The following is a 16,172-nucleotide window of genomic DNA, read 5'->3' as shown; positions in this document are numbered from 1 at the left end:
GGGCCCTGTCTAGAAAACATAGACGAACAGGAACAGGCCGATCCATACCACGTCGACGAAATGCCAGTACCAGCACGACGCCTCGAACCCGAAGTGGTCGTCACGGGAGAAGTGGCCACGCTGGATGCGCACGAACATGACCGCCAGGATGGTGGCGCCGATGATCACGTGCAGGCCGTGGAAGCCGGTGAGCAGGAAGAAGGTCGCCCCGTAGATGCCGGCCTGCAGCGTGATCCCGTAGTGGGTGTAGGCCTCGTAGTACTCCACGCCCTGGATGCCGATGAAGGTGATCGCCAGCAGCAGGGTGACGAACAGCCAGTTGCGGGTGGTGTCGCGGTAGCCCTCCTTGAGCCCCTCGTGGGCCACGGTCAGGGTGATGCTCGAGGCCACCAGGATCAGGGTATTGACCAGCGGCAGTTGCCAGGGGCTGAAGGTGGCCGCCGGGCCGGCGATCGACGAATCAGGCGGATTCATCAAGGGCCAGCTGGCGGTGAAGTCGGGCCACAGCAGCGCCGCGACCCCCTTGGCGCCCTCGCCATCCAGCCAGGGAATGGCAAAGGTGCGCACGTAGAAGAGCGCCCCGAAGAAGGCCGCGAAGAACATCACCTCGGAGAAGATGAACCAGCCCATGCCCCAGCGGAAGGAGCGATCCATCTGGGCATCGTACAGCCCCCGGCGGGATTCCCTGACCACGTCACGGAACCACAGGGCCATGACCGCCAGGACGGCCACCAGGCCCACCGCCATCACCGGGGTCCCGCGACCGTACACCAGCACCATGCCGGTGCCGATCATCATCACGCCCAGCGCGAGCGAGCCCAGGATCGGCCACTTGCTGGACTCGGGTACGTAATAGCTGCCACCACTCATGCCTCATCTCCTTTGCCGGCAGTCACCAGGGCCTGCTGGGGCGCGTCATTGCGGGTGACCGGATACAGGGTATAGACCAGGGTTACGGTGTTGACGTCGGGCGGCAGGTCCCGGGCCAGCTGGAACACCAGGGGCAGGGAAAGCGCCTCGCCGGCCTCCAGACGCTGCTCATCAAAGCAGAAGCAGCTCATCTTGCGCAGGTGCTGGGAGGCCCGGGAGGGTGAGACACTGGGCACCGCCCGGCCCCAACTGGCTTCGTCACTCTGGTTGCGGAAGGTGAAGTCGACCTCGGCGCTCTGCCCGGGGTGCAGGCGTATCTGGCGAGTCTCCACGCCCAGGCGCCACGGCAGCCCCGAACCGCTGCGGGTGATGAACTGCACCGTCACCATGCGTGACTCGTCGACCTCCTCGTGGACGATGGCCTGGGCGTTGGTGCTCACCTTGCCGTTGATGCCGGTGACCTCGCAGAAGACGTCATACAAGGGCACCAGGGCGAAGGCGAAGGCGAACATGCCGATCAATGCCGCCACCGTGCGCACCACCGTTCGCCTGACGCCGGGGTTGGGCGCCCCGCTGCCGTGCTCATCGCGGCTCATGGCATCCTCCCGTCAGTGCACATGGGGACTGAAGGTGGGGGGCGTCTCGAAGGTGTGCAGCGGCGCCGGGCTCGGCACGCTCCACTCCAGGTCCTCGGCGCCCTCCCAGGCCTTGGCCGGCGCCTTCTCGCCACCGCGCACACAGAGGATCACCACCGCCACGAACACCAGTTGCGAGGCGCCGAACAGGAAGGCACCCAGGCTCGAGACCAGGTTGAAGTCGGCGAACTGCAGGGCGTAGTCGGGTATGCGTCGCGGCATCCCGGCAAGGCCCGAGAAGTGCATGGGGAAGAAGGTCAGGTTGACGCCGATCACCGACAGCCAGAAGTGCCACTGGGACAGCTTCACGTTGGGGTAGTGGCCGGTCCACTTGGGCAGCCAGTAGTAGACGCCGGCCATGATGGCGAACACCGCCCCCGGCACCAGCACATAGTGGAAGTGCGCCACCACGAAGTAGGTGTCGTGGTACTGGAAGTCGGCCGGGGCGATCGCCAGCATCAGGCCGGAGAAGCCGCCGATGGTGAACAGCACCACGAAGGCCAGGGCAAACAGCATCGGTGGCTCGAAGGTGATCGACCCGCGGAACAGCGTGGTGATCCAGTTGAACACCTTCACCCCCGTGGGCACGGCGATCAGCATGGTGGTGTACATGAAGAACAGCTCGGCCACCACCGGCAGCCCGACCACGAACATGTGGTGGGCCCAGACCAGGAAGGACAGCAGCGCGATGGAGGCCGTGGCATACACCATGGAGGCGTAGCCGAACAGCGGCTTGCGGGCGAAGGTGGGAATGATCGCCGAGACGATACCGAACGCCGGCAGGATCATGATGTAGACCTCGGGATGCCCGAAGAACCAGAACAGGTGCTGGAACAGCACCGGGTCACCACCCCCGGCGGCATTGAAGAAGCTGGTGCCGAAGTTGATGTCCATCAGCATCATGGTGATCACCCCGGCCAGCACCGGCATCACGGCGATCAGCAGGAAGGCGGTGATCAGCCAGGTCCAGACGAACAGCGGCATGTCCATCATCCTCATGCCCGGTGCGCGCATGTTGAGGATGGTGGCGATGATGTTGATCGCCCCGAGGATCGAGCTGATCCCGGCGATGTGCAGCGACAGGATGAAGAAGGTGGTGGACGGCGGCGCGAAGGTGGTGGAGAGCGGCGCGTAGAAGGTCCAGCCGAAGTTGGGCCCGCCCCCCGGCATCAGCAGCGTGGAGAGCAGCAGGAGGAACGCCACCGGCAGGAGCCAGAAGCTGAAGTTGTTGAGCCGTGGCAGGGCCATGTCGGGCGCGCCGATCTGCAGCGGTATCATCCAGTTGGCCAGCCCCGTGAAGGCCGGCATGACCGCCGCGAAGACCATGATCAGGCCATGCATGGTGGTCATCTGGTTGAAGAACTCGGGGTTCACCAGCTGCAGGCCGGGCTGGAACAGCTCGGCACGCACCACCAGGGCGAAGATGCCGCCGATGAAGAACATGATCAGCGAGAAGATCAGGTAGAGACTGCCGATCTCCTTGTGGTTGGTGGTCAACAGCCAGCGCAGGATGCCCCTGGGGGCCGGGTGATGGGCTTCGGCCTGGCCGCCCGCGGCGGTGGCCGTACTGTGCTCCAGGTGCGGCTGGGGAGGTAACTTGGGCGCCATCGGCACTCTCCTGAATGCGTTGTTCTTGTCAGGGATACGGAATCACTCTGCCGGCTACTCCGCCAGCTGCTCGGCGATCTCGGCGGGCTGCACGTCGTCGCCGGTGTCGTTGCCCCAGGCGTTGCGGGTATAGGTCGCCACGGCGGCGATCTCGACCGGGTTGAGCGTGCTGCGGAAGGCCGGCATGGCCGTCCCCGAGACCCCGTTGATGATGGTCTGGACATGCCAGGCGGGATCCTCGAGCAGGCGATCGTTGCCGGCCAGGGCGGGGAAGGCCGGCGGCGAGCCCTGGCCTTCGGGCTGATGGCAGGAGGCGCAGATGCTGCCGTAGACGGCCTCGCCGCGCTCCATCAGCTCGTCGAGCGCCCAGTCGCGGTCGATGCCCATGGCTTCCTCGGCGGCCGCCTCCTGGCGATCGGCCAGCCAGGCGTCGAACTCATCCCCCTCCATGGCGTGCACGACGATCGGCATGAAGCCATGGTCCATGCCGCAGAGTTCCGCGCACTGGCCACGATAGATGCCGGGCTCCTGGATGTTCACCCAGTTCTCGTTGACGAAGCCAGGGATGGTGTCCTGCTTGACGGCCAGCTCCGGCACCCACCAGGAGTGGATGACGTCGTCGGCCGTCATCAGGAAGCGCACCTTGCGGTTGGTAGGCAGCACCAGGGGCTCGTCGACCTCGAGCAGGTAATGCTCGCCGCGCGGCTCCTCGCCGCGGATCTGGGCACGCGGGGTGCTCATGTTGGAGGTGAAGGCCACGTCCTCGCCGAGGTACTCGTAACGCCAGCGCCACTGCTGCCCGGTGATCATCACATCGAGCTCGGCGTCGGAGGTGTCGTACATCTTCACCAGGGTGGCGGTGGCGGGTACCGCCATGCCTACCAGGATGAGCAGCGGGATGGCCGTCCACAGCACCTCGACGGTGGTGTTCTCGTGGAAATTGGCGGCCTTGGCCCCCCGCGAGCGACGGAAGCGGATCAGCGAGTAGAACATCACCCCGAAGACCACCACGCCGATGGCCACGCAGATCCAGAAGATCGTCATGTGCAGGGAGTAGATCTCCCCGCTGAGTTCCGTCACTCCGACCGGCATGTTCCAGCCATTGGCCAGGGCCAGCGGGCTGAGCCCGACCAGGGTCAAGCACCCCGACACCCACACGAGCCACGTGCGCATCGGCACCTCCTCCTCGATAGTTGTTGTATGCAACGCGGCCGCACCCGGACGGCGCTTCAGGGGATCACAGGCCGCTCGACGCCGGGTTCGCCTTTCGCTTAATGAGATTAACTAAATATTAGCCATGCCTTGATCGAGTATAGAAGAGTGTGGCATTTCGTCACCCCCGGTATGCGCCTTTCGTAAACGCGGTGGTCAACGCTCAGCGAGCCGCCATGCTCGCCACCAGGGCCACCAACCCGACCAGCACCAGCGTCATGATGATGCCCACCACGATGAAGGCGGCGGGGCTGCCCTTGCCGAAGTCCTCTCGGCGCTGCCGCTCGTTCTGCACGCCGAAGAAGGCGGCCAGTACCGACTTGATCACGTTCCACATCGTCGAGCCTCCACGCTCCGCCATCGCCCTCGTGCTCGGGTCGCGACTACCCGCCGACACCTTGACCGGCGTCAGGTAGGCGCGCATCGATCCGCCAGGGTGGGGGGAATCCCCCAGACCGTCACCTATACTTCAAATGGTTCTCCCCCCTCAAGACTGCCATCCAACACCCGGGAGGCACAGGAGTCTGATCATGAGCAATCGCAAGTCGACCTCCGCCGGCCCGACAGGGTCTACTGCCGATCCGCTGCTGTCATGGTGGCAGCAGCAGTGGCTGCAGGGTGCCAATCCCATGGCTCGCATGCAGCTGGCGTGGATGGAAAGCCTCGCCGAAGCCATGGAATTCGAGGCCCAGTACCTCCAGGCCATGGCGGAAAGCGGCCAGCGCCTGGCCGAATGCTTCCAGAGCGACACCCCCCCCAGCACCCCTGCCGAGGTACAGGAGTGCTACCAGAAACTGGTCAGCGACGTCACCGATGCCCACATGAGGCGCATGGAGAAGGCGACCCAGCTCTCCCACGAGTTCCGCAAGCGGGTGTGGGAGGAGATCTGACCGGGGGCGCCGTCGCCTCCAGGCTCAGTGGAGCCCGAAGAGCCGCGTCAGCAGCGGCAGCAGGAAGGCCGTCAGCAGCCCGGTAAGGCCCATGGCCAGGCCCGAGAAGGCCCCCGCCACCCCGCCGATGCGCGCGAAGGCGTAGGCCGTGCCGAAGCCATGGGCCGCCAGTCCCAGCGTGAAGCCCTGCACCGCCGGGTCGCGCACACGCGCCAGGCGGAAGACCCAGGGCGCCAGCGCGCAGCCGATGGAGCCGGTCAACAGCACCAGGCCGGCGGCCAGGGAGGGGATGCCGCCGATCTGTTCGGCGATGCCCATGGCGATCGGCGAGGTCACCGAGCGCGGGGCCAGCGACAGCAGCGTCTCGGGACGCGCCCCCAGCAGCATGGCCAGCCCCAGGGTCGACCCCACGGCGGTGACGATGCCGGCGCCACAGGCCAGCATCAGGGGGACCAGCAGGCGACGCACCCGCTCGCGATGGTCATAGAGCGGGATGGCCAGGGCCACGGTGGCGGGGCCGAGCAGGAAGTGGATGAACTGGGCGCCCTCGAAGTAGGTGGGGTAATCCATGTCCACCAGCAGCAAGAAGCCGATCAGCATGGCGATCGAGAGGGTCACCGGGTGCAGCAGCGAGGTCCCCCCCAGGCCCCGGTTGATTCGCACCGCAGCCGCGAAGGCCAGCAGCGTCACCAGCAGGGACAGCAGCGGATGCCCGGAGAGGTAGACCCACAGCTGGTCCAGGGCAGCAATGTTCATGCCCCCCTCCCCGGCCCGGCCTTACGCCTGGCAGCACGACGCTGGAGTCGCTCCATCACCCAGCCGGTGACCGCCAGGGTCACCGCCGTGGAGACCAACAGGGTGATCAGGATCGGCCACAGGTCGATGCCGATCAGCTCGAAGTGCACCATCAGCCCTACCCCCGCGGGCACGAACAGCAGCGTCAGGTAACGCAGCAGCCCCTCCCCGGTCATGCGCAGGCTGTCCGGCACCTTGCCACGGATCATCAGCCCCGCGAGCAGGATCACCATGCCGATCACCGGCCCCGGCACGGGCAGTGTCAGCCCGCGCGCCACCAGCTCGCCCAGGAACTGGCAGCCCAGCAACACGCTCATCCCCCAGATCAATGGCATTTCCACTCTCCCTGGTCTGTCGCTGCCACCGGCTGGCCGGTGGCATGGCCCCGAGCTCAATGCAGCTTGTGGGCCTCGTCATCGGACACCGGCACCGGTGCGGCACCGGCATCCTCGAGATCCGCCCAGGGCTCGCGAGGTGCCTCGACCCGCTCGCCGGTACGGGCGGCATAGCGCTCGCGGTGCAGTGCCTTGAGCAGGCCGGCGACCATCAGCATGATGACCACCGAGAAGGGCAGCGCCGCCATGATCACCGCGTCCTGCAGGGTTTCCAGGCCGCCCCCCATCAGCAGGACCGCCGTCAGCAGGCCCAGCGCGGCGCCCCAGAAGATGCGATGGGCGGTTGGCGGCTCCGGATCCCCGCCCGACAGGATGGTATTGATCACCAGGGTGCCGGCATTGGCCGAGGTGATCAGGTAGGTGGCGATCAGCACCACCAGCGCGCCCGACACCACCACCCCCGCCATGCCCAGCTCCATGGCCCGGATGGTGGCGAACAGGGCCGTCGCCACGTCATGGTTCACCGCCGCGACGATGCCACCGACACCGAACAGCTCGTGGTAGAGCGCGGTGCCGCCGAACAGGCCGATCCACACCACAGTGATCAGGGTGGGTACCAGCAGCACCCCCATCACGAACTCGCGGAAGGTGCGCCCCCGCGAGACCCTGGCGATGAACATGCCCACGAACGGCGACCAGGCCAGCCACCAGCCCCAGAAGAAGACCGTCCACTCGGCCTGCCAGCCGTCGTCCCGGGTGGCATTGGTATGGAAGGTCATGCCCATCAGGTTCTGGATGTAGTCCCCCGCCGACTCGACGGTGATGGCGACCAGGTACTGGGTGGGTCCGAACAGCAGCAGGAAGACGACGACGGCAATGCTCAGCCAGAAGTTGGCCTCGGACAGCAGGCGCACGCCACGCTTGACCCCGGACACCACCGAGAGGGTCGCGATGGTCATGATGATGCCGGTGACCACCAGCTGCAGGGTCAACGACGAGGGCAGCCCGAACACCGCATCGAGCCCGGCATTCATCTGCTGGACCCCCAGGCCGAGGGTGGTGGCGATCCCGAACACCGTGCCGAACACCGCCAGCACATCCACCATCTCGCCCAGCCACCCCTCGGCACGCTTGCCCAGCAGCGGCTGGAGGCCACTGCGGATGGTCAGCGGCAGCTTCCAGCGATAGGCGAAGTAGGCCAGCACCAGGGCCACGAAGGAGAAGATCGCCCAGCCGTTGAGCCCCCAGTGGAAGTAGGTCAGGCGCATCGCCACCCGGGCCGCATCCGGACTCAGGCTTTCAGCGATGAAGGGATTGCCCTGGAACTGCAGGATCGGCTGGGCCACCGACCAGAACAGGATCCCCACGCCGGTCCCCGCGGCGAACAGCATCGCCACCCAGGAGAAGAAGGTGAACTCCGGCTGCTCGAAATCACCGCCCAGGCGCACGTTCTTGTAGCGTCCGGTGCCCAGCCACACCATGAACAGCAACAGGAAGGCCACGAGCAGCACGTAGTACCATTCGAGGAAGGGATTGAGTACCTCGCGGGCCATGGCCAGGCCGCTGCCCAGGCGTTCGGTATAGAACCCCCCGTAGGCGAGTGACACCAGCACGATGGCCATGGACACCAGGCTGATCCTGGCATTCATTCCCTTGAAGAGACCCGACCCGGCCTGTCCGTACATGCGCCTTCTCCCCCGAAAGATCCCCGTCGACACGCCCGTCATGACGCGACCGACCCCAGCGCATGCTATCAAAGAATGACCGACCCGGCTGCGGCTATCGCCGGGCCGAGCCGGCCGTCGAAAGGAGGAGGCGGCAGGCCCCTGCCGCTCAGTTGGCGAAGAAGGTCAGGCGCGATACCAGGGTGTAGTTCGACTCCATCGCCATCAGGCCGGCCAGGAACAGCAGCACCCCCGGCGGCACCAGCACGGTATAGATGATCGCCAGCCGCTCCCAGGCCATGTGCATGAAGAAGGCGACGATGAGGCCCGCCTTGAGCAGCATGAACAGCGTGATGAGGAACCACTTCAGCATCCCTTCCATACCCGACACGTCCACCAGGTAGGAGAGCACGCTGAGCACGAACAGCCACAGCCAGACCTGGAGATAGACGCGCAGGGACGGCTGTTGATGGGTTGCATGCGCCATGATGACCTCCCGTCGTCTACCAGAGGTAGAAGAATGCGAAGATGAAGACCCAGACCAGGTCCACGAAGTGCCAGTAGAGCCCCAGGGTCTCGACCATTTCGTAGCGGCCCTTGCGCCCGGTCAGGAAGCCCGGGCGCTGCTCGTCCAGCGAGCCACGCATGACCTTGACCGTCATGATGATGAGGAAGATCACCCCGAAGGTCACATGGGTGCCATGAAAGCCGGTGATCAGGAAGAACACCGCGCCGAACTGGGCTGCCCCCCAGGGATTCCCCCAGGGACGCACCCCCTCCCCGATCAGCACGGACCACTCGAACGCCTGCATGCCGACGAAGGTAGCCCCGAGCAGCGCGGTCAGCAGCAGCAGGATGGCGGTCTTGCGGCGATCCTTCTCGTAGCCGTACTTGACCGCCAGCGCCATGGTGCCGCTGCTGCTGATGAGGATGAAGGTCATGATGGCGATCAGCAGCAGCGGTATCGACTGGCCGCCAACGGTCAGGGCGAACACCTCGCTGGCGTCCGGCCAGGGTTCGACGGTGGACATGCGCAGGACCATGTAACCGACCAGGAAGCAGGCGAAGATGAACACATCGCTGAGGATGAAGATCCACATCATCGCCTTGCCCCAGGGGACATCGAACACTCGCCGTTCCGCCGACCAGTCCTCGACAAGGCCTTTCACCCCATCGGGCGCGGCAGCCGGATCGCGAGAGCCTGTATTGGCCATCGTCTTGCCCTCCCGTCAGGTTGACAACACCAGCGCAAAGAGCACGGCCCAGAGCAGCAGCAGGAAATGCCAGTAGAGGGCGCACAGCTCGACGCTCGCCCGCACCTCGGATGCCGAGGCCCCCCGCTGGACCTTGAGCAGCGTGCGCGCCCAGGCGACCAGCCCTCCCAGGAGATGCAGGGCATGCAGGGCGGTGATCAGGAAGAAGAAGGCATTGGCCGGATTCGCCGCCAGATAGTGGCCGGCCGCCTGCAGCTGCCACCAGACCACCCCCTGGCCGAGGATGAAGGCGCTGGTGAAGCCTCCACCCAGCCGCAGGCGGCGCTGGAGTGCCTGGCGATCCCTCCCCTTGCTCGCCGTCCAGGCCCGCTGCAGGGCGATGCTGCCCAGCATCAGCACCAGGGTGTTCAGCCACAGCAGCCCCGGGACCGGCAGTGGCCGCCAGTCGGGCCCCATCTCCATGCGCATCAGGTAGGCACTGATGGTCAAGGCGAACACGGCGGTGACCACGGCCAGGAACACGACCAGCCCCACCCGGGCCGCGGTGGCGGCGGGCGGCAGCTGGCCGGCGCGGTCTCCGGCACCACCGGGGCGGGTACCCTCGGGCTGGGCCTCCCATGGCCGGACATGGATCGAGTGGCTGAACAGCCAGCCACCGAAGCCGAACATCAGCAGGGCCAGGAACAGCAGCGAGAGGGTCATGGCCGCACCTCGCCCCGGGTATCCCCGGTGTCGTCACCGGCGGCCTCGACCTCCTCCGGCGGCATGTTCTGCGGCAGGTAGTCCTGCCTGGCACCGGGGACGCCGTAGTCATAGGCCCAGCGATAGACGACGGGGAGTCGGTCGCCGAAGTTGCCGTGGCGCGGCGGGGTGTGGGCGGTCTGCCACTCCAGGGTGGTGGCCTGCCAGGGGTTGGGCCCCGACTCGCGCCCGCGGTAGTAGCTCCAGACGAGATTGAAGAAGAAGACCAGCTGGGTCAGCGCGACGATGATGGCCGCCACGCTCATGAAGGCATTGAGGGCCTGGACCGAATCGTCGATGTAGGCGGTCTCCCCGTAGGCGTAATAGCGGCGGGGCACACCGGCGAATCCCAGGAAATGCATGGGGTAGAAGATGGCATAGGCCCCCAGGAAGGTGACCCAGAAATGGATCTTGCCGAGGGTGTCGTCCAGCATCCTCCCGGTCATCTTGGGATACCAGTGATAGATGGCACCGAACACCACCAGCACCGGCGCCACGGCCATGACCATGTGGAAATGGCCGACCACGAAGTAGGTATCGGCCAGCGGCACGTCGACCGTGACATTCCCCAGGAACAGGCCGCTGAGACCGCCGTTGACGAAGGTGAAGATGAAGCCGATGGCAAACAGCATCGGCACCGTCAGGTGGATGTTGCCCCGCCAGAGCGTCAGCACCCAGTTGTAGACCTTGATCGCCGTGGGCACCGCGATGATCAGGGTAGTGGTGGCGAACAGGAAGCCGAAGTAGGGATTCATGCCGCTGACGAACATGTGGTGGGCCCAGACGACAAAGCTCAGCACCGCGATGATGATGATCGCCCACACCATCATGCGATAGCCGAAGATGTTCTTGCGCGCATGGGTGGCGAGGATATCGGAGACGATGCCGAAGGCCGGCAGGGCGACGATGTACACCTCGGGATGACCGAAGAACCAGAAGAGGTGCTGGAAGAGCAGCGGACTGCCCCCCTCGTGCGCCGACTGCTCGCCCAGGGTGAGCATCTCCGGCATGAAGAAGCTGGTGCCCAGCAGCATGTCGCACATCATCATCAGTACCGCCACCAGCAGCGCCGGGAAGGCCAGCAGGGCCATCACCGTGGCCATGAAGATCCCCCAGATGGTCAGCGGCAGGCGCATCAGCGACATGCCCCGGGTCCGTGCCTGCAGCACCGTGACGATGTAGTTCAGCCCGCCCATGGTGAAGCCGGCGATGAACACCATCAGCGACAGGAACATCAGCAGGATGCCGCCATCGGCACCGGGGGTGCCGGGGCTGATCGCCTGGGGGGGATAGAGGGTCCAGCCGGCCCCCGAGGCCCCGTCGGCGGCGAAGAAGCTGGCCACCAGGATGAGTACCGACACCAGGTAGAACCAGTAGCTCAGCATGTTGAGATAGGGGAAGGCCATGTCCCGGGCGCCGCACATCAGCGGGATCAGGTAGTTGCCGAAGCCGCCGAGGAACAGCGCCGTGAGCAGGTAGACGACCATGATCATGCCGTGCATGGTCACGTACTGCAGGTAGCTGCTCGGATCGATCAGCGAGAAGGTGCCGGGAAAGCCGAGCTGCAGGCGCATCAGGATCGACAGCACCAGGGCCACGACCCCGATGGCCATGGCGGTGAGGCCATACTGGATGGCGATCACCTTGGCATCCTGGCTCCAGATGTACTTGCCGACGAAGGTCCTGGGGTGAACCAGCTCCATCTCGTCGAATTCGCCGGCCGGGGCGTAGGTAGCGCTCTCCTGTCCACGTTCCGCCATCTCTCACTCCTCCGTGCCGCCGGGGTGCGTTGCCGCCAGCTCCCGCCCGGGGCGGGGCAGCGTCATGATGTAGGCGACCACATCGTTCACGGCCTGCTCGTCGACCAGCATCCGGGCCATGTCGACCATCTGGTTGCCGTAGGGGTCGTCGGCATGCCGTCCGCGGACGCCCTCGCGGAAATTGTGCAGCTGCCTGGCCAGGTACCAGTCGGGCATGCCCGCCAGGCGTGGGGCGTTGGTGGCCCTGATGCCCTCGCCCTGGGTACCGTGGCAGGAGCCGCAGGTGCGGTAGTATCTCGCCCCGCGCTCGGCATCACCGGACAGGCTGGCCTCGACCGGTGCGTCCGGAAACGTCTCGATATAGGCGGCGACGTCGGCGACCGCCGCACGATCGGGGAGCGAGGTGGCGAAGGGCCGCATCTGCTGCCCGAAGGTGTCGTCCTCGTGGGTACCGCGCGCGCCCTCGCGGAACAGCTCGAGCTGGCGCTCCAGGTACCAGCCCTCCAGTCCGGCGAGCTTGGGGGCATTCACGTCCGGGTTGCCCTGCCCCGCATCGCCGTGGCAGGCCGTGCAGCTGGCGAAGCGGGCCTCCCCGGCTTCAGGATCCCCGGGTTCGCGCGCGGCGAGCTCGGCATGGGTGGGCTGGGCGGCGAGCCACTCATCGAACACCTCCTGCTCCACCACCTCCACGGTGCCGCGCATCGCGAAATGGGCGATGCCGCACAACTGGGCACAGACGATCTGGTATTCGCCGAGACGCGTGGGGGTCAGCCAGAGATAGGACACCTGCCCCGGCACCATGTCCATCTTGGCGCGGAAGTTGGGGACCTTGAAGTTGTGCAGCACGTCCTTGGAGCGCAGCAGGATCTTGACGGGGCGGTCGACGGGCAGCAGCAGCCGCGGGCTCTCGACCAGGATATCGTCCTGGCCGGCGGGATCATCGGTCATGCCGAAGGGGTTGCCGTCGTCCATGAAGCGGTTGTGCACCGCGCCGAAGCGGCCATCCTCTCCGGGAAGGCGAAAGCTCCAGTGCCACTGCTGGCCCACCACCTCGACCTCGTGAGCGTCATCCGGGGGCTTGACGAAGGAGGCCCATACCAGAAGGCCCGGGGCCAGCAGGCCGGCGATGCCGATCGTCGTCAGCCCGGTGAGCCAGGCCTCGAGCTTCTTGTTCTCGGGCTCGTAGTGCGACCGCCGGTTCCGGCGATAGCGATAGCGGATGATGACGAAGGCCAGGAACAGGTTGACGGCCACGAAGACCGCCCCGGTGACCCACAGGGTGATCTGGATGGTGTTGTCGATGGCCCCCCAGTTGGAGGCCAGCGGCGTGAGGTTCCAGGGGCTGAGGAAATAGAACAGTACCGACCCAAGCGCCAAGAGGATCACGACTATTGCTATCGCCATTGGCCGTCCCTCCCTTGCACTCCTTCACGGTTCACAAGCGGGCACGAGATGCAGTCACTATAGTGAGAGGCCGCGAAACCCGCCAACATCGAAGCCGGCGGGGAGCCGCGCCGACCGGACCGGTGCGGGGTGCCGCCCGGGGATGGCGTGGCGCCGCCGAGCGTCGGGTGCGCCCCGCCCGCTCCCGGGCCAAGCAATTGAAACTCAAGTGCAAAGAGGGCTTTTCTTTTGCGCCTCGACGCGCTAGTATACGCCTCGTTCTCGGGGGCGCTGGCCGCAGCCGCCAGTCACCGGAGGAACGTGTCGGAGCGTGGCGCAGCTTGGTAGCGCGCTGCAATGGGGTTGCAGAGGTCGCAGGTTCGAATCCTGTCGCTCCGACCAGAAGACACCGTGAAAACCGCCGCCCAGGGTCACCACCCGGCGGCGGTTTTTCGTTGCCCGGCCAACCCCCCTTCCGCTCGCGGTACGCAACCCCCGACGAATAAGCACAGCTTATCAATCGGCAGCCGATATATCGTTCGCCCCGGGCCGATTCGCTCCCTAGCATCAGGGGACGTCTCGTATCCAGCAACCAGCGTTCGGGGGAATCGACATGAGCAATGGCTTGCCGAGTTCGGCACGCGTGGTGATCGTGGGGGGTGGCGTCATCGGCTGCAGCGTGGCCTACCACCTCACCGGACTGGGTATCCGCGATGTCGTGCTGCTCGAGCGCAGGACGCTGACCTGCGGCACCACCTGGCATGCGGCCGGCCTGGTGCCGACCTTGCGCGCCACCTATCGCATGAGCATGCTGGCCCGCTACAGCGCGGACCTCTACGAGCGCCTGGGCGAGGAGACCGGACAGGCGACGGGCTTCGTGCGCAACGGCTCGCTCAGCATCGCGACCCATCAGGCGCGCTTCACCGAACTCAAGCGCGGCGCCTCCCTGGCCAAGCTCTGCGGGTTTCCCTGCGAGGTGGTCGGTCCCGAGGAGGCGCAGGCGCTCTGGCCCCTGATGGAGGTCGAGGACATCGTCGGCGGCATCCACCTGCCGCTCGATGGCATCGTCAACCCGGTCGACGTGACCCAGGCCCTGGCCAGAGGCGCGCGCCTGGGCGGCGCGCGCATCATCGAGAACACGCCGGTCGTGGACATCAAGATGAGGCACGGGAAGGCCGCCGGCGTGGTGACGGAAGCCGGCGAGATCGACGCCGAGTTCGTGGTCAATTGCGCCGGCATGTGGGCGCGCGGGTTCGGGCGGAAGGCCGGCGTCAACGTGCCGCTTCACGCCGCCGAACACTACTATGTCGTGACCGAGAGGATGCCGGACCTGGCGGCCCAGCTGCCGACCCTGCGGGACCTGGATGGCTGCAACTACTTCAAGACCGAGGCCGGCAAGCTGCTGATCGGCACATTCGAGCCGAATGCCCGGCCCTGGGGGCACGAGGGGATCCCGGAGAGCTTCAGCTTCGACGAACTCCCCCCGGACCTCGACCACCTGGAGCCTTATCTCGAAGCCGCCATGCGCCGCGTTCCCGCCCTGGCGAACACGGGGCTGCAGGTCATCTTCAATGGTCCCGAGAGCTTCACGCCCGATGATCGCTACCATCTCGGCGAGGCGCCCGAACTGCGCAACTACTTCGTGGCGGCCGGATTCAACTCGGTGGGCATCCAGTCCGCAGGAGGGGCCGGCAAGGTGCTTGCCGAATGGATTGCCAGAGGGCACGCCCCCATGGACCTGTGGGAGGTGGACGTGCGCCGCAACCAGCCGTTCCAGGGGAACGCCGATTATCTCCATGACCGCACGCGTGAGGGGCTCGGCCTGCTCTACGCCATGCACTGGCCCTACCGACAGTTCGAGACGGCGCGCAACGTCCGCAGGAGCATCCTGCACGAACGCCTGGCGGCGGCCAATGCCTGCTTCGGCGAGGTCGCCGGCTGGGAGCGGGCAAACTTCTTCGCCCCGCAAGGCGAGACGGCGGAATACCGCTACAGCTGGGGCAAGCAGAACTGGTTCGCGTGGTCGGCGGCGGAACACATGGCCGTTCGCCGACGCGTCGGCCTCTTCGACCAGAGCTCCTTCACCAAGCTGCTGGTGCAGGGGCGTGACGCCCCGGCGGTGCTGAACCGCATCTGCAGCAATGACATCGATGTCACCCCGGGGCGGATCGTCTACACCCAGTGGCTCAACAAACGGGGCGGGATCGAGGCCGACCTCACCGTGACCCGCCTCGCGACGGACAGCTTCCTCATCGTCTCCGGTGCGCCGACCCAGACCCGCGACCTCGACTGGCTGCGGCGCCAGACGCCCGACGAGGCGAACGTGGTCGTGACCGACGTCACCTCCTCGATGGCCGTCCTCGGCGTCATGGGCCCCGATGCCCGCAACCTGCTGCAGCAGCTCACCGACGAGGACCTCACCAACCCGGGGTTTCCCTTCGGCACCTCCAGGGAAATCGAGCTGGGATACGCTCGCGTGCGTGCCTCCCGCATCACCTATGTCGGGGAACTGGGCTGGGAGCTCTACATTCCCACCGAGTTCGCCCCGGATGTCTTCGATCGCCTGCTGGCGGCCGGCAAGGCCTTCGACCTCAAGCTCTGCGGCTATCATGCCCTCAACTCGTTGCGCATCGAGAAGGGCTACCGGCATTTCGGGCACGACGTCACCGAGGAGGATACGCCGCTGGAGGCCGGGCTCTCCTTCGCCGTGGCCTTCGACAAGCGCGGTGGCTTCATCGGCAGGGAGGCGCTGCTGCGTCAGAAGGCGGAGGGCATCGGGAAGCGGATGGTGCTGTTCCGGTTCCGGGATCCCGAGGCGACCAGCTACCACGAAGAGCCCATCTATCGTGACGGCGTGATCGTCGGTCGTACCACCTCGGGCATGTACGGGCATCACGTCGGCGGCAACGTGGCCATGGGCTATGTCGAGAACGCCGACGGCGTGACACCGCAATGGATCCGGGAGGGCGACTACGAGATCGAGATCGCCACGCGGCGTTACGCGGTCGAGGCCAGCCTGCGCCCGTTCCATGATCCCGACATGACCCGAGTGAAGGGCTGACGCG

15 protein-coding genes and 1 tRNA gene are annotated in these 16,172 nt (G+C 66.1%); 3 read left to right on the top strand and 13 right to left on the bottom strand.

Translation table 11 applies throughout. The features are described from left to right. Positions 1 to 9: 9 nt before the first annotated feature. From ACOMD9_RS07230 to ACOMD9_RS07210, 5 genes are all read right to left on the bottom strand, one after another. Positions 10 to 870: a cytochrome c oxidase subunit 3 gene (locus ACOMD9_RS07230; RefSeq protein ID WP_421413188.1), complete on the bottom strand. Its 861-nt coding sequence runs from the start codon at positions 868 to 870 to the stop codon at positions 10 to 12. Further along, complete coding sequence (locus ACOMD9_RS07225) at positions 867 to 1,466, bottom strand: cytochrome c oxidase assembly protein (protein WP_421413186.1); 600 nt, start codon at positions 1,464 to 1,466, stop codon at positions 867 to 869. The genes ACOMD9_RS07230 and ACOMD9_RS07225 overlap by 4 nt, the downstream gene beginning before the upstream one ends. A 12-nt stretch (positions 1,467 to 1,478) precedes the next feature. Then, entirely contained in the window at positions 1,479 to 3,113 is a 1,635-nt protein-coding gene (ctaD, locus tag ACOMD9_RS07220; RefSeq protein ID WP_421413183.1) for a cytochrome c oxidase subunit I, read from the bottom strand. Between the two features lie 54 nt (positions 3,114 to 3,167). After that, positions 3,168 to 4,286, bottom strand: a complete 1,119-nt coding sequence (gene coxB / locus ACOMD9_RS07215) for a cytochrome c oxidase subunit II (RefSeq protein WP_421413180.1) — start codon at positions 4,284 to 4,286, stop codon at positions 3,168 to 3,170. 202 nt (positions 4,287 to 4,488) lie between these two features. Then, positions 4,489 to 4,662, bottom strand: a complete 174-nt coding sequence (locus ACOMD9_RS07210) for a DUF2970 domain-containing protein (protein ID WP_421413178.1) — start codon at positions 4,660 to 4,662, stop codon at positions 4,489 to 4,491. Positions 4,663 to 4,855: 193 nt separating this feature from the next. Here ACOMD9_RS07210 and ACOMD9_RS07205 point away from each other — a divergent pair, with 193 nt between their 5' ends. Next, the gene (locus tag ACOMD9_RS07205; protein WP_421413175.1) at positions 4,856 to 5,215 is read left to right on the top strand and encodes a hypothetical protein; all 360 of its coding nucleotides are present in this window, start codon (positions 4,856 to 4,858) and stop codon (positions 5,213 to 5,215) included. A gap of 24 nt (positions 5,216 to 5,239) precedes the next feature. Here ACOMD9_RS07205 and ACOMD9_RS07200 read toward each other — a convergent pair whose 3' ends face one another. The 8 genes from ACOMD9_RS07200 to ACOMD9_RS07165 form a co-directional block, all read right to left on the bottom strand. Further along, positions 5,240 to 5,971: an LrgB family protein gene (locus tag ACOMD9_RS07200; RefSeq protein WP_421413173.1), complete on the bottom strand. Its 732-nt coding sequence runs from the start codon at positions 5,969 to 5,971 to the stop codon at positions 5,240 to 5,242. Further along, on the bottom strand, positions 5,968 to 6,345 hold the full coding sequence (locus ACOMD9_RS07195) for a CidA/LrgA family protein (RefSeq protein WP_421413170.1): 378 nt from the start codon (positions 6,343 to 6,345) through the stop codon (positions 5,968 to 5,970). The genes ACOMD9_RS07200 and ACOMD9_RS07195 overlap by 4 nt, the downstream gene beginning before the upstream one ends. 56 nt (positions 6,346 to 6,401) lie before the next feature. Beyond that, positions 6,402 to 8,030 carry a BCCT family transporter gene (locus ACOMD9_RS07190; RefSeq protein WP_421413168.1) on the bottom strand — a complete coding sequence of 543 codons (1,629 nt, stop codon included), beginning with the start codon at positions 8,028 to 8,030 and terminating at the stop codon, positions 6,402 to 6,404. A gap of 148 nt (positions 8,031 to 8,178) precedes the next feature. After that, the gene (locus ACOMD9_RS07185) at positions 8,179 to 8,496 is read right to left on the bottom strand and encodes a cytochrome C oxidase subunit IV family protein (RefSeq protein ID WP_421413165.1); all 318 of its coding nucleotides are present in this window, start codon (positions 8,494 to 8,496) and stop codon (positions 8,179 to 8,181) included. Positions 8,497 to 8,512: 16 nt separating this feature from the next. After that, positions 8,513 to 9,223: a cytochrome c oxidase subunit 3 gene (locus tag ACOMD9_RS07180; protein ID WP_421413163.1), complete on the bottom strand. Its 711-nt coding sequence runs from the start codon at positions 9,221 to 9,223 to the stop codon at positions 8,513 to 8,515. 15 nt (positions 9,224 to 9,238) lie between these two features. Continuing rightward, positions 9,239 to 9,925, bottom strand: a complete 687-nt coding sequence (locus tag ACOMD9_RS07175; RefSeq protein WP_421413161.1) for a cytochrome c oxidase subunit 3 — start codon at positions 9,923 to 9,925, stop codon at positions 9,239 to 9,241. After that, on the bottom strand, positions 9,922 to 11,724 hold the full coding sequence (locus tag ACOMD9_RS07170) for a cytochrome c oxidase subunit I (protein WP_421413158.1): 1,803 nt from the start codon (positions 11,722 to 11,724) through the stop codon (positions 9,922 to 9,924). The genes ACOMD9_RS07175 and ACOMD9_RS07170 overlap by 4 nt, the downstream gene beginning before the upstream one ends. 3 nt (positions 11,725 to 11,727) lie before the next feature. After that, complete coding sequence (locus tag ACOMD9_RS07165) at positions 11,728 to 13,128, bottom strand: c-type cytochrome (protein WP_421413156.1); 1,401 nt, start codon at positions 13,126 to 13,128, stop codon at positions 11,728 to 11,730. A 304-nt stretch (positions 13,129 to 13,432) separates the two neighbouring features. On the opposite strand from ACOMD9_RS07165, the gene ACOMD9_RS07160 reads away from it, so the two are divergent. After that, positions 13,433 to 13,509: transfer RNA gene (locus tag ACOMD9_RS07160), tRNA-Pro, on the top strand. A 211-nt stretch (positions 13,510 to 13,720) separates the two neighbouring features. Beyond that, positions 13,721 to 16,168: a GcvT family protein gene (locus tag ACOMD9_RS07155; protein WP_421413154.1), complete on the top strand. Its 2,448-nt coding sequence runs from the start codon at positions 13,721 to 13,723 to the stop codon at positions 16,166 to 16,168. Positions 16,169 to 16,172 lie beyond the last annotated feature (4 nt).

Source organism: Halomonas terrestris (assembly GCF_049166755.1).
Taxonomy (GTDB): domain Bacteria; phylum Pseudomonadota; class Gammaproteobacteria; order Pseudomonadales; family Halomonadaceae; genus Halomonas.
This window is presented reverse-complemented; position numbering and strand designations above follow the sequence as displayed.